Raw genomic sequence first — 12,878 nt, 5'->3', positions numbered from 1 at the left:
TTACTGTTCTGAAGTTGATTTTTTCCTGATAGCGGAAATTATAATTAACAGAACCGGGATCAGCAGCTGGAAAATCATGGCATACCATGGCCAGCCGTAGGCTGCTATGCTTATATGATCAGAATGATTTTTTACAATAAATAAGGATTGTTCAATTGTCAAAAAGCCGAGAGGTATCAATAATACCTTGTAATTGTTCAAACCAAAAAATCTGGCAATGCAGAGTGCAGAGGCATAGAGAGATAAGCTTATTTCGATGATATTAATCGATATAAATAAACTGTAAAATAATATCTCAGCCCTGTCTAAAAAGTCAGCCGCCTCAATATAGGAAAAAGTTGTATAGCCAGGATAAGTGAGATGCGGAACAAGCGGTCCCAACACAAGTACATATAGAACATCCGATAGAAGAATCAATATACCTGCCGTCAGAACAGCAACCAGGGCAGGTTTCTTTGCCTGTCCTTTTTTGTTCAGACTGGGGAAGATCATAACAAATATAACGCTGAGAGACATAGGTAATGTAGTGATCTGAAAGGAGGAATAGAGTACTTTTCTCCAATCAATATTGCCTATAGGAAGAAAATTTTTTACATCAAAACCTCTGCCAAGCAATAAAAAAGCGATTCCCAAATAAATTACAAGTATGGGGACAAAAATTATAGACAGCCTGCTTATGGTTTCTATGCCGCCATATGTTATCCATACCACAAAAATCATGGCGGATATGGCAATTATGATAACCGGCGTATTGGGGAGAGCCACAATAGAGGTCATCTGCCAATTGTTTTTCAGATTGTAGGAGCAGAGTTCAAAGCTAAACCACGCATAAAAAAATCCGATTATTTTACCGAACCATTTGCCCAAAGATATTTCAGCTATGTCTATAATTGATTTCCCGGAATGGGAATCCGACAGGTAAGTATATATCCAGGCCACACCAAGGCTTAAAAGTATAGCGATTAAAATCGACAGCCAGGATTGATTTCCTGCCTGTCCTCCAATAGGGGCGGTCATTGCATCGGCAGTAATGTAAATAAACATGGCTGCCCATATCTCTGTGCTTGAAACATGCTCCTTTTGTTTTTCAACCATATGACTCCTCCTCAATCAAGTTTAACCATATAAATTAAATTTATCCTTTTGAAAAATAACTTATGAAATTATATATTGAGGAATCTTTTTACAGCCGGAATAAGATTATATGAGGTAGAGATAATATATATAATTGAAAAGAAGGTGATGCGGTGAAAAAACCTGTTAAGGTTGAAGATATTATTAGAAGAAAAAAACAGAAACAATATGACAGGCTTCAGGAAGAAGATACTGCTATGCTGCAGAAATTTGAGCTTACCAATATCTTGTCTGAGAATGAAGCTTTTTTAAGAGAAGTTTTCAAGGGCTGCACCGATATTGTTATACGTCCGTTCACCATTTTAAAATTTAAAAAGGCTCTTGCAGTCTATGTGGAAGGCATAACAGATACCAAGCTTCTGGATGAAGAAGTCCTGAGGCAGTTGATGGACCCTCAAAATCCTGTGGATTATCCTGCTGATATTAGTATAGTTGATTTCGTTGAGGAACAGGTACTATCAGTTGGAAAAATAAAAAGCATTTCTACAATGGATGAAGCGGTTAAGAGTATATTGGAAGGGAGTACCGTCCTGCTGGTTGACGGGGAAGTGAATGTCCTGTCGCTGGGGATCAGCGGGGGAGAAAGACGAAGCATAAGCGAACCTGTTACCGAAGTTGTTATCAGAGGTCCCCGTGAGGGCTTTACAGAGGATATAAATACTAACATCAGCCTTCTCCGGAGGAGACTAAGAACGCCTAAACTTAAAATGGAATCCTTCCTCATTGGGGAAATATCCCGGACTAAAGTGACAATAGCGTATTTACAGGGAATTGCGATAGATAAGGTTGTACAGGAAGTCAGAAACAGGGTTGAAAGGATCAAGATCGACAGCGTTATGGAATCCAGCTATATTGAAGAATTGATTGAAGATGCACCTTTCAGTCCTTTTCCAACAGTTCAAAATACCGAACGGCCCGATGTTATTGCTGCTAATCTGCTTGAGGGAAAGATTGCCATATTCTGTGATAATACTCCTTTTGCATTGTCGGTTCCTGTGGTTTTCTGGGGACAGCTACATTCAAATGAGGATTATTATGAAAGATTTACCATGAGCACATTCCTAAGGGGAATCCGGCTGATATTCACGGTTATAGCATTGATAGCACCATCCATCTATGTGGCAGTTACCACCTTCCACCAGCAAATGATCCCTTCAAAGCTGCTGATGAGCATAATTGACAACAGGGAACCCACGCCGTTTCCTGCCGTTATTGAAGCCCTGATAATGGAAATTACCTTTGAAGCATTGCGGGAAGCGGGAATCAGACTGCCAAAGCCGGTTGGACAGGCCGTCAGCATAGTGGGAGCATTGGTCATAGGGCAGGCGGCCGTGGAAGCAGGACTTATATCGGCACCAATGGTAATAGTTGTATCAATCACCGGAATTGCCTCATTTACCATACCCCGTTACAATTTTGCATATGCCATACGAGTGCTTAGATTTCCCTTGATCTTTTTAGCGGGGTCCTTTGGACTGTACGGGGTTACACTTGGAGTCGTAGGGATTCTCACTCATCTTGTAAACCTTCGCTCCTTTGGTATTCCATATTTTTCACCGGTCGCACCCCTTAATATTAAAGGTCTGAAAGATGTTTTGGTCAGAGCGCCCATATGGAGTATGAATGTAAGGCCTAATTTGACAACAGATGAGAATGATGTCCGGATACCACGTGGACAGAAACCCAAACCCGGAAGTAAAAAATAATTTCATTTTTCAAGCAGGTGAATATTGATGCTTAAAATAAATAAAAAATATGCCAAACTGCTGGTTACCGGAAACATTGTATTGTGCCTAATGCTCCTGACAGGCTGCTGGGACAGGACAGAGATCAATGATCTGGCACTGATAACAGCAAGTTCATATGATATGGCGCCCGGAGGAAAACTCCAATATTCAGTGCAGATACTTCTTCCGTCGGGAGGAAGCAAGGGCGGCGGACAGGGCGGATCGGGCAGCCAGGAAAAAAAAAGCTACGTTGTGGAAACCGCAATTGGCATAGATCCCGGTGATGCTGAAAAAAACATACAGAAGAAATTTCCGCGAAGGCTGTTCAGGGGCCACAGAAGAGTAATAATTTTTGGTGAGGAACTGGCCAGGAACGGTCTGGAAATAATGTTGGATTCCATAGGCCGTGATCCTCAAAACAGGCTGCGGACCAATGTTATTGTTGCCAAAGGAGAAAAAGGTATTGATTTGCTGAAGTCGGACTATCCCATTGAAAGGATACCAACGGAGGCAATGCGGGAAATGACGGTGTTGGGAGTGGGGATTGATGCAAATATACATGATCTGCTGATTGCTTCATCCAGTGAAGGTGTTCAGGGAATAGCTTTGGCCTTTGAAAAAGGAGAGGGAGAGGAAGGCTTTAAAACCGCAGGACTTGCTTTATTCAAAGACTTAAAGCTTGCAGGCTACATTGATTCGGAAAAAACCGAGGGGTTTTTATGGATAAAGGGCAAGCAGAAAAAAGGAATAATTGCGTCGGAAGTACCCGGGTATGACGGAATTGTAAGAGTGAACATAAAGAGTCAGGAGGCCAGGATAGTACCTGAAATGAAGCAAAATAAACCGGTTATCAATATTAAAATATTAGGAAGCGGTTCCATATACGGCAATAACACCAAACTTGATCTGTCAGTGCCGGATAATATAAAAATAGTTCAAAAAGCCATAAATGAAAGAATCAGAAAGCAGGTTGAAAACTGTATTGTATCAGCCCAAAAGGAGGTAGGCAGCGATATTTTTGGTTTCGGCCTGGCTTTCAGCCAGTTCAAGCCTTCACAATGGAAAAAATTGGAGAAATATTGGGGTTATATTTTCCCGGAATTGGATGTATATCTTTCAGTTGATTTTAGGATCAAAACATCAGGAATGGCTGGTCCGCCACTTTATTTAAAGGAAGATGAGATAAAGAAAAAATGATTGCTGAAATTTTTGTATTAATAATAATTATGGGAGCTATTTCTTTTTTTCAAATCAGGCAAATATACAAAGATGACGGTTTGAAGGCCGTAATGGTCTACTCGCTGTTCATGGGGCTTGCAACATTGGTAGGCGCTTTACTGTTGGCAGGCCTCCAGCTTCAGGGACAGTCTGTTGTGGACAGGCTTTTTGAGCCAATTGGCAAGGCCGTAAGTGGGAGCTAGCTGTTTACAATTGATTTATTTTTCAAAAAAACTGCAGCAGTGTTATTTTCTTTCAGTGTATTTAATTTAAATGTGCATATAATATAAATGTCCGAAAGGATAATTATATTTCAGAAGGAGCGGTGCTTTATGGGAGAAAATAATAACAGTAATAGAACTTTGGTACCTGAAGCAGCTGACAAGCTTGACAAACTGAAATATGAAACTGCTGCCGAAGAAGGTATCAATCTTAAAGAAGGTTATAATGGCGATATCACTGCCAGAGATGCCGGAAAAATCGGCGGTAACATGGTTAGGAAGATGATTGAATACGCGGAAAAGAATATGAAGAAGTAAACCAAAAAAGGCCTGAAAGGGCCTTTTTTGGTTATATCGGTTGAGGATTTACTTTCATATTTATTTATAAAGGTATGTAGAACTTCAAGAACTCAGGGTTTATAGGGATCGGGATCAAAAGCTAACAGAACCTGAGTTAAGCGCTCGGTATGTTCTTTTTCGTCATCTATTATTTTTTGTCAGTGAAACCCGTATGTCTTTTTGCTGTATATCTGCAATTTCATCCTCGTACAGGATAACGGCCTCCAACTCTCCCTTTATATCCTCTCTGACATTATTCAAAATCACCCGCTTGTCGTATGTAATCCGGACAGGCTGCACCTGGGAAGCGGATCTGCGGTTATTGGAATGTGCACTGTGTGAATTTTGCAAAGGCTGTGGAACCTGCACCGGTTCAGGGCTCATATTGATTTCAAGCGGTGTTGTAAAATATTTATATTCAACGGGGTCATACTTCCTCAGTAAGTTAAGAACAATAATATAGTGACTCTTTTCCTCCAGCATAATATGGTACCAGGCTTCATTTATGGCAGCAATATCCGAATTTAGTATGTGGGTTTGGTAGCCGTTTATGGCAACAATTTCAGCTATCATTACCTGTCTAAGCAGATTTGTTACTTTTCTGGGCACTCCCTGAGGCTGACCATGGGGATGGGTATAGCTCATATTGTTCTCCTCACTTTATAATTGAAAGATGTTTTTACTTATTTATATTATGTTTAAAATGCTTAATTAGTGAGGAAAATTAAATTAGTACAACAGGTTCAAATTAATAACGTTAAATTAGTAATTTGTATTGACATTTACGCGGCGTAAAGGTGTATATTGAGTTTAAACAGTTAATAAACGCATTATCAACGGCCGTTGCTTGTGAACATATTTAACTGATTGCCGGGAGGAGGTGAAGGCATGGAAGGGCAGCCGGTATAACCGGTTCCCGTACAGCGCCGATATATGGAATATACAGTGCAAAAACTGGCGGCTTTAGCCGGTATCAGCACCAGAACACTTAGATACTATGATGAAATTGGTATTCTCAAACCCGCACGGATAAATTCCTCAGGGTACAGGATATATGGCAGGGCAGAGGTTGACAGGCTTCAACAAATTCTTTTCTACAGAGAGCTTGAGGTGAGTCTGGAAAATATTAAGAAAATCATTTCAACGCCTGACTTTAACAGCACGGAGGCATTAAGGGATCAACATTCCAAACTCCTGGCAAAGAGAGAACAGATTAATTTATTGCTTGCCAATATTGAGAAGACTCTGGCAGCAGCAGAAGGGAGTATTAAAATGACGGATAAGGAAAAATTTGAGGGCTTCAAACAGAAGCTCATAGAGGAAAACGAAGAAAAATACGGCAGGGAAATAAGAGAGAAATACGGTGATAAGTCTGTGGATGACTCAAACAGCAGAATGATGGGATTAACCCGGGAAGAATATGAAAGGTTTGAAAAACTCGGGCAGGAGTTAAACGAAACCTTGAGAGCTGCCATGGAGACAAGCGTTCCGGCAGGTGAGCTGGGCCAAAAAGCCGCAGAACTTCACCGCCAGTGGCTTTCATTCACATGGGGAAGCTACAGCCGGGAAGCCCATGCCGGTGTTGCCAGGATGTATGTGGAGGATGAACGCTTCAAGGCATATTATGACAGGATAGGGCCGGATGCTGCAGAATTTCTCAGGGATGCAGTTTTGGTATATACGGGAAAGGATAAATAATTTTTAAGGCCAACCTTCGGAGGTTGGCCTTTTTTGGCCCATTTAGTGTTTTAAAAATAATATCCTATTTTGTACTGGTAACTATTACAAATAGATTGGTTTACATAAACTTGATAATATAGTAATGGGTTTTAATATCCAAAATATATTTTTGAGGTGAAATATGCGTAAAAAATTTCTGAACAGAATTATGAAATTAATTTTTGCAGCCCTTTTATCTGCGGGAATATTTGCAGGTTCCATACCTGTAAATGCGGCGGCCATCAAGGATCTTTCTAAAGCTTCCTCCTATGCAAGGGAAGCCATACAATGGATGACAAACAATAATGTCATTACGGGAGACGAGTATGGCTATTTTAATCCGGGGAAAAATATCAGCAGAGCTGAACTGGTCACAATAATAGTTAAGGCACTGAACATCGATATGACAAATCTTCCCGAGACTCCTACATACAGCGATGTGCCGGCAAAGCATTGGGCATTCCGGTATGTGGAAGCCGCCAGCAGAGCAGGGATAGTAAGCGGTATAGGAAATGGAAAGTTTGGAGCAAACGACATGAGCACCAGAGAGCAGGTGACCGTGATGCTTCTGAACAATCTTTCCCTGTCGGGTGAAGCGGTGCTGGCCGGGCAGGGACTGGATGGATTGGCCAAATTTATTGATGCGGAAAACATGTCGGATTGGGCAAAAGGTTCTATCCAGTTTGCCGTGTCAAACAGCATTATGAGCGGAACCGGTTCAAATACCTTTTCTCCTGCCGGAAAGGCCACAAAGGAACAGATAGCAGTCATACTGTACAATTTCATGAAAAACAGCGAAAAAATCTATCAATCGGCTGAACAGCTCAGGAAACCCGTCATTAAATTTAACGGGGATATTTTAAAGCTGACCCAGGCTCCTGTTCTTGAAAACGGTCAGGTATTAGTTCCCGCAGAAGCATTTGTCAAGATGGAAGCAAATGTTTCTGTTGACGAAGCAAGGAACAGTGTAGTAATCAAGAACGCAGCCGGCAATAAAAATATTTTTCTAAGCACCGGAAATACTACGGCATATGTAAATTATACAGGCAGCGGGAATCCGTTCAATGATCCGGAAGCCGCCGGAAATGCCATTACTCTTGCAGCAGCTCCCAGACTGTCGGGAAATGATGTTCTTGTACCGGGTAAGGCAGTCGCAGAAGCTATTGGAATGAGTGCGGAAATAAACACTAAGACCGGCCTGACTGTGATAAAGGACACTTCAGCTGTCAATAATCCATTATTATTCAATGCTATGAAAAACATGCTTGATTTTAAAGGCGAATACAGGACGAGCATGGATATGTCCCTTATAGATACTATATTAAAGGAAAAACTGGTCGGTTTGACATATTCAATGGAAGGGGCAAATAATGGTCCAAACTCCACATCCAATACAAAAGTGACCACAGCAGATCCTGAATACGGTGAAGAAAGCGAGGAGTATCAGGTTATTAAAATTGGGCAGCAGTTGTACTCCAAAAATATGGATACCGGGGTCTGGAGCCAGATAACTGAAGAAGAAGCTATTGAACAGGGTATACCTTATTATGATTCAGAAGCCGATAAGGCAGAAACACAAAAATTTCTGAGCTCTTACGGAAAGTTGAATATTACTCATGCCGGCAAGGCTGTTGTATATGGAGAAGAAGTTGCAAGATATCAAATAAAGGCGGGGAAAGAGATACTAAGTGATTTAATACCCTCGGATTTGCTGGGAGGAGCCATATCCATCGAGGATATTTACAATAAGGGCTTCGACATAAAGATGGAGATATTTGTAAATGATAAGGGTCAGCTTGTAAAGCAGGTGATGAAGCTGACTGCCGGAATGGAACAGGATGGATTCAGTATGGAGCTCAATATGACAGCTATATCCGAATTCAGCAAAATAGGTACTGAAATTGAAATTGTAAGCCCGCTTTAATTAGAGAATGAGAGGCTGTTGCTAATATTATAACTTCAATACATGACCACTATTGCAATATTTTTCACATGTATTGAAGTTTTTCAATGGCAACAGCCTCTCTGACTTTTGTTTTAAATTTCCCTACTGCGGATTTGAGGGATTTGAAATATTTTCAAGCGTATCAGCGACCTGGGTATAATATTTTGCATCAACGGCTACATCACCCAGTGCCACTATCCCAACCAGATTGTTGTTTTCTACCACAGGTACCCTTCTTATCTGGCTGGTTGCCATTTGCTGGGCGACATCATGCATATCCATTTCCGGAGTGACACATGCCACGCCTGTGGTCATTATTTCGGTAACCGGGGTCTGCTGAGGATTCTTTCCGTTTGCAACTGTTCTGACAACTATATCTCTATCGGTAATAATACCGACAACACCGCTCTGATCACAAACAGGTATTGACCCTACGTTATGCTGCTGCATGAGCTTGGCTGTTTCAGCTACATTTGCCGCCGGATTTACTGAAGCAACATTTTTTGTCATTATGTCTCTAACCTTCATATAATCACCCTTTCTATTAGAATTCATGATTATATTTCCCTAACGGAATAAAAAAAACACGGAAGGTTTCACCATTTATTTTCGGTGATATAGCGCTCTGCGGAATAGGAAGCGGTGGCTCCGTCGGCTGCAGCAGTAATTACCTGTCTTAGGAATTTATCACGTATATCTCCTGCTGCATAAACTCCGGGAATACTTGTCTGCATTTTATCATCGGTTATAATATAGCCTTCACTGCTTTGCCGGATTTTTCCGTTAACCAGTGAAATGTTGGGATTCAAGCCTATTGCAACAAACAGACCGTCGACATCCAGGGAGGTACTTTCTCCGGTTATGAGGTTTCGCACCATTAAGCCTTCAACTCCATACTGTCCGATTATTTCTTCTACAACCGAATTCCATATGAATTCAATTTTTGTGTTGCAGCAAATTTCATCCTGCAGGATTCTTGAAGCTTTCATCTGATCACGTCTATGGATTATATATATTTTAGGACAGAATCTGGCGAGATAGAGGGCGTCTTCGGCAGCAGTATCACCGCCGCCGACCACAGCAACGGTTTTGCCCTTATAAAACGCTCCGTCACAGACAGCGCAATAGGACACTCCAGCACCTCTGAAGGTTTCCTCTCTGTCAAGCCCCAGCATTTTGGGATATGCCCCCATGCATAAAATCACGGTTTTGCATTCGTAGGTGTTCTTCTTTGTTTTAACCACTTTAATTTTTGAATCCAGATCCAGTTCAATCACTTCATCATTAAGTACCATAGTCCCGAATTTTCTGGCCTGCTTTTCCATTCTCAGAGCCAGATCGGAGCCTCCGATGGGTTCCTCAAAACCGGGATAGTTCTCCATCACATCGGTAGTAGCCATTTGACCGCCTGTGAACATTTTTTCTATCACCAGAGTATCAAATTTTGCCCTCGAACTGTACAAGGCCGCAGCATATCCTGCGGGACCTCCCCCGATAATTATAACGTCATACATAAAATCCCTCCAATTTCAGTAAAAACATACCTGGGTGTGTTGAGACAGCCCTTTTACTGAATAAATTTACTGAATTAATATCTATAATTAATATACCCTAAATTATCTTATCAAATATTTTTTTATTAAATTGTTGAATTTGTTATTCAATTAACACAAATATATTTTATTTTTCATATACTTCAATAGGAATAATTTGCATCCAGGTGTCATTATGATTTGTCCAAACCTGTTGAATCCAAAGATACCAGGACCTCAACAGCCTGTAAACCCCACGGATTATGAAAGAAGCATAATGTCATATTATGCTTTGTACAGGGCCTGCCATACCGAAGATTATGATTATATTTACAAAGCGTTTTCTCCGCCGCAGCCCATAACAAGTATTGCCCGTCCGGGCCAGTTTAAGGGAAAACGCATAGGAATTATCGGAGGAGGTCTTGCAGGGCTGTCCTCGGCTTTTGAACTTCGAAAGCTGGGCTATGATATAGAAATATTTGAAGCTAACAGCGAAAGAGTCGGAGGAAGGGTATATACATACTATTTTGATGAGGAAAAGAAGTACTATGGTGAATTCGGGCCTATGAGAATACCGGTGAATCATGAGACAGTATGGTATTACATAAACCTTTTCGGACTTGAAACAATTCCGTGGATTCAAAACGACCCCAATACATTTATATATTTACATCAGACCAGAGTTAGAAATGATCCGATGGGTGAAAATGTAATGAAATACATTTACCCAAGCTATGATATGACGGGGTGGGAGGCTGAAACACCCTGGCAGGAGTTGGGCTATTACGGTATTGAAGCACCTGTATTGCTGGCTCCGCCCAGGGCAAGAAGCGAGATAATCCGGGTGCTGCCCGATTACAGTCGGCAATTGCTCTTCTGGGACAGTCTTAATGTCAGGCAGATGTTCCAGTGGAGAAAGCTCAGCCAGGGTGCCATAAACCTGTTGTCGAATCTGTTTCCCATAGGCGGCGAGTTCTTATATAACAATTTTGTGGACTTTGTTCAGGAGTATTACCCTGTTAGTTTCTGGTATATGTATCAGATAGCAGGCGGTATGGTTAAACTTCCGCTGGCCTTTTGCAGCTCTTTTACAAGCAAAAACCCTGAAAAATATTATCCTGATGTTCCTGCGGCCCGGTTGGGAAATGTAAGGTATATGCCAGGTTATTCGGTAAAGGGTATATTTTATAATGAGGATAATACTGTTTCTGTTTCATATACAAATGATAAATCTGATCGTATACAATACAAGAGCTTCGATAATATAGTCTGTGCGGTTCCATTTTCAGTACTGCGGACTTTTGAGATAAAACCCATGTTCAGCAGTATAAAAATGCAGGCAATCAAGGAGGTCAATTACGGCAATGCCCAGAAAACGGCCATATATTGCAACCGCAGATTCTGGGAGGAACAGGGGATAACAGGAGGAGGTTCCTATACGGATCTTCCGGTAACAACAATCTGGTACACCTCACACTACGCAAAGGCAAAAAGCCCAAATGAGCCGGGAGTTATACTGGGGTCCTACAATTTTAATCTTGATGCCGTCAGACTTGGAAATATGACTGAAGATGAGCGTATAATAAAAATAAAACGGGATGTGGAAGAGGTACATGGTCTGCCCGTAGGAATGCTTGATCCAATTGTTGCAGCTTATAAAACTCAAAACTGGACCTCGGATCCTCTGTTCAGGGGAGCATTTTGCTACTTTACTCCCGAACAGAAAAAGTTATTCTCGTGGCCTATGACTCTTCCCGAATACAATGGCAGGGTATTTTTTGCAGGAGAACATATATCGGCATTACACAGGTGGCAGCAGGGCGCGCTTCAGAGCGGAATGGAAGCAGCCAACGCACTTGCGTATTCCGAATCCATAAAATGGAATATTAAGTGATGCCTATTATAAAACAACAGTTAAAAGACATTATCCAATATTATGCATTCAAAAGGGGAGGATAAAATGGTATAATAAATTAATTATATTTACAATTTTTTAGTAAATATAAATTTTAACTTTTATGCTACTGGGGGATATATAAATTGATTACAAAATATCAGGATTTGGCAAGGATAGGGAATATAAAGCCTTCAAGGTTTACGGCATCTGTATCGGTTATTTTGTATTTCTATTTTTTTCTTGGAGGTTTGATAGTCTCAATTCCAATGATCTACGTTTTGATAACTAACCAGGATGCGCTGTTTGATCCAATTTTAAGAACAGATGCCATGGGGTTTTTAAATAAATATATAAGCCCTGTCACTAATTATATCTTTACCAACTTATCAATTTATTTTATGTTATTTGGAGCTGTTATAGCTGTCAAATGGATACATAAAAGGCCTTTTGGTACAATATTCAATTACAGGGGCAAAATCAGGTGGTCAAATTTCTGGATTGGTTTTGCCGTATTCGGACTGTTGCTGGCTGCCGGGACAGGGGCGGATTATTTTTTAAATCCCGGAACCTATACTTTTTCTTTTGATGCATCCAGATTCTGGTATACGCTTCCCCTCATTCTGGTGATGACACCCATCCAAACGACGGCAGAGGAAGTGGTATTCAGGGGTTATGTCATACAGAGCTTCGGTGTTAAAATAAAAAGCGGTGTACTGCTTTCAGTGATTTCAGGTGTTCTGTTTACTCTGCCCCATCTTGCCAATCCCGAGGTCTATGCTTCAAACAAGCTCGGAGTATTCAGCACTGTCTGCATGGTTTTGAATTACTTTGTAACAGGTATGGTACTGGCCATGATAACAATAAGGACAAATTCGTTGGAGGCGGCAATGGGTGCGCATGCTGTCAATAATCTGTTCTGTTTTTTACTGGTGAGCTATCCTGACACGGTACTTCCCACAAATACGGTATTTTTCACCTCCACCTTCGAGCCCATAGGCGGTCTTGTATCGGCAGTTATCACCTCTGCCCTGTTCTACCTGTTAACCGTCTTTATAATTAAAAAGACAGATAAGACCACTATTGCGACACAACCGTAGAAAATTATGAAAAGATCGATTTCATTATAAACAGAGGAGTACACAAGAT

Annotated in this window: 12 protein-coding genes; 8 read left to right on the top strand and 4 right to left on the bottom strand. The window is 41.1% G+C overall.

The genetic code is table 11. From position 1 onward, the window contains the following. A complete protein-coding gene (locus CTER_RS05225; RefSeq protein WP_004623990.1) occupies nucleotides 1-1,095 on the bottom strand; it encodes a GerAB/ArcD/ProY family transporter in 1,095 nt (364 codons plus the stop codon). A gap of 152 nt (nucleotides 1,096-1,247) precedes the next feature. Between CTER_RS05225 and CTER_RS05220 the strand changes: the two genes are divergently transcribed. The 4 genes from CTER_RS05220 to CTER_RS05205 all read left to right on the top strand — a co-directional run bounded on the left by CTER_RS05220 (nucleotide 1,248) and on the right by CTER_RS05205 (nucleotide 4,618). After that, complete coding sequence (locus CTER_RS05220) at nucleotides 1,248-2,840, top strand: spore germination protein (RefSeq protein ID WP_004623981.1); 1,593 nt, start codon at nucleotides 1,248-1,250, stop codon at nucleotides 2,838-2,840. 27 nt (nucleotides 2,841-2,867) lie between these two features. Next, nucleotides 2,868-4,058, top strand: a complete 1,191-nt coding sequence (locus CTER_RS05215; protein WP_004624151.1) for a Ger(x)C family spore germination protein — start codon at nucleotides 2,868-2,870, stop codon at nucleotides 4,056-4,058. Continuing rightward, nucleotides 4,055-4,282 (top strand): hypothetical protein, encoded by a 228-nt coding sequence (locus tag CTER_RS05210; RefSeq protein ID WP_004624231.1) that lies wholly within the window; start codon nucleotides 4,055-4,057, stop codon nucleotides 4,280-4,282. Before CTER_RS05215 ends, CTER_RS05210 begins: the two co-directional genes overlap by 4 nt. Nucleotides 4,283-4,411: 129 nt before the next feature. Continuing rightward, complete coding sequence (locus tag CTER_RS05205; RefSeq protein WP_004624091.1) at nucleotides 4,412-4,618, top strand: alpha/beta-type small acid-soluble spore protein; 207 nt, start codon at nucleotides 4,412-4,414, stop codon at nucleotides 4,616-4,618. A gap of 162 nt (nucleotides 4,619-4,780) precedes the next feature. Here CTER_RS05205 and CTER_RS05200 read toward each other — a convergent pair whose 3' ends face one another. Next, nucleotides 4,781-5,284: a hypothetical protein gene (locus CTER_RS05200; RefSeq protein ID WP_004623992.1), complete on the bottom strand. Its 504-nt coding sequence runs from the start codon at nucleotides 5,282-5,284 to the stop codon at nucleotides 4,781-4,783. A gap of 288 nt (nucleotides 5,285-5,572) precedes the next feature. Here CTER_RS05200 and CTER_RS05195 point away from each other — a divergent pair, with 288 nt between their 5' ends. Together CTER_RS05195 and CTER_RS05190 are read left to right on the top strand one after the other, a co-directional pair. Next, the gene (locus CTER_RS05195) at nucleotides 5,573-6,337 is read left to right on the top strand and encodes a MerR family transcriptional regulator (RefSeq protein ID WP_040760353.1); all 765 of its coding nucleotides are present in this window, start codon (nucleotides 5,573-5,575) and stop codon (nucleotides 6,335-6,337) included. Nucleotides 6,338-6,500: 163 nt separating this feature from the next. Then, entirely contained in the window at nucleotides 6,501-8,282 is a 1,782-nt protein-coding gene (locus CTER_RS05190) for an S-layer homology domain-containing protein (protein WP_004624102.1), read from the top strand. Nucleotides 8,283-8,405: 123 nt separating this feature from the next. Here the strand turns inward: CTER_RS05190 and CTER_RS05185 are convergent, their stop codons facing one another. Next, on the bottom strand, nucleotides 8,406-8,831 hold the full coding sequence (locus CTER_RS05185; protein WP_004624304.1) for a CBS domain-containing protein: 426 nt from the start codon (nucleotides 8,829-8,831) through the stop codon (nucleotides 8,406-8,408). Between the two features lie 68 nt (nucleotides 8,832-8,899). After that, complete coding sequence (gene trxB / locus CTER_RS05180; protein ID WP_004624067.1) at nucleotides 8,900-9,817, bottom strand: thioredoxin-disulfide reductase; 918 nt, start codon at nucleotides 9,815-9,817, stop codon at nucleotides 8,900-8,902. Between the two features lie 214 nt (nucleotides 9,818-10,031). Here trxB and CTER_RS05175 point away from each other — a divergent pair, with 214 nt between their 5' ends. Together CTER_RS05175 and CTER_RS05170 are read left to right on the top strand one after the other, a co-directional pair. Further along, nucleotides 10,032-11,729: a flavin monoamine oxidase family protein gene (locus tag CTER_RS05175; protein ID WP_004624182.1), complete on the top strand. Its 1,698-nt coding sequence runs from the start codon at nucleotides 10,032-10,034 to the stop codon at nucleotides 11,727-11,729. 146 nt (nucleotides 11,730-11,875) lie between these two features. Next, nucleotides 11,876-12,829, top strand: a complete 954-nt coding sequence (locus tag CTER_RS05170) for a CPBP family intramembrane glutamic endopeptidase (protein WP_004624244.1) — start codon at nucleotides 11,876-11,878, stop codon at nucleotides 12,827-12,829. The last annotated feature ends 49 nt before the right edge of the window (nucleotides 12,830-12,878 follow it).

Origin of the sequence: Ruminiclostridium cellobioparum subsp. termitidis CT1112 (assembly GCF_000350485.1) — a bacterium.
Lineage (GTDB): Bacteria > Bacillota > Clostridia > Acetivibrionales > DSM-1351 > Ruminiclostridium > Ruminiclostridium termitidis.
Note: the sequence above shows the minus strand (reverse complement) of the source record. Positions and strands in the feature narration are given on the sequence as shown.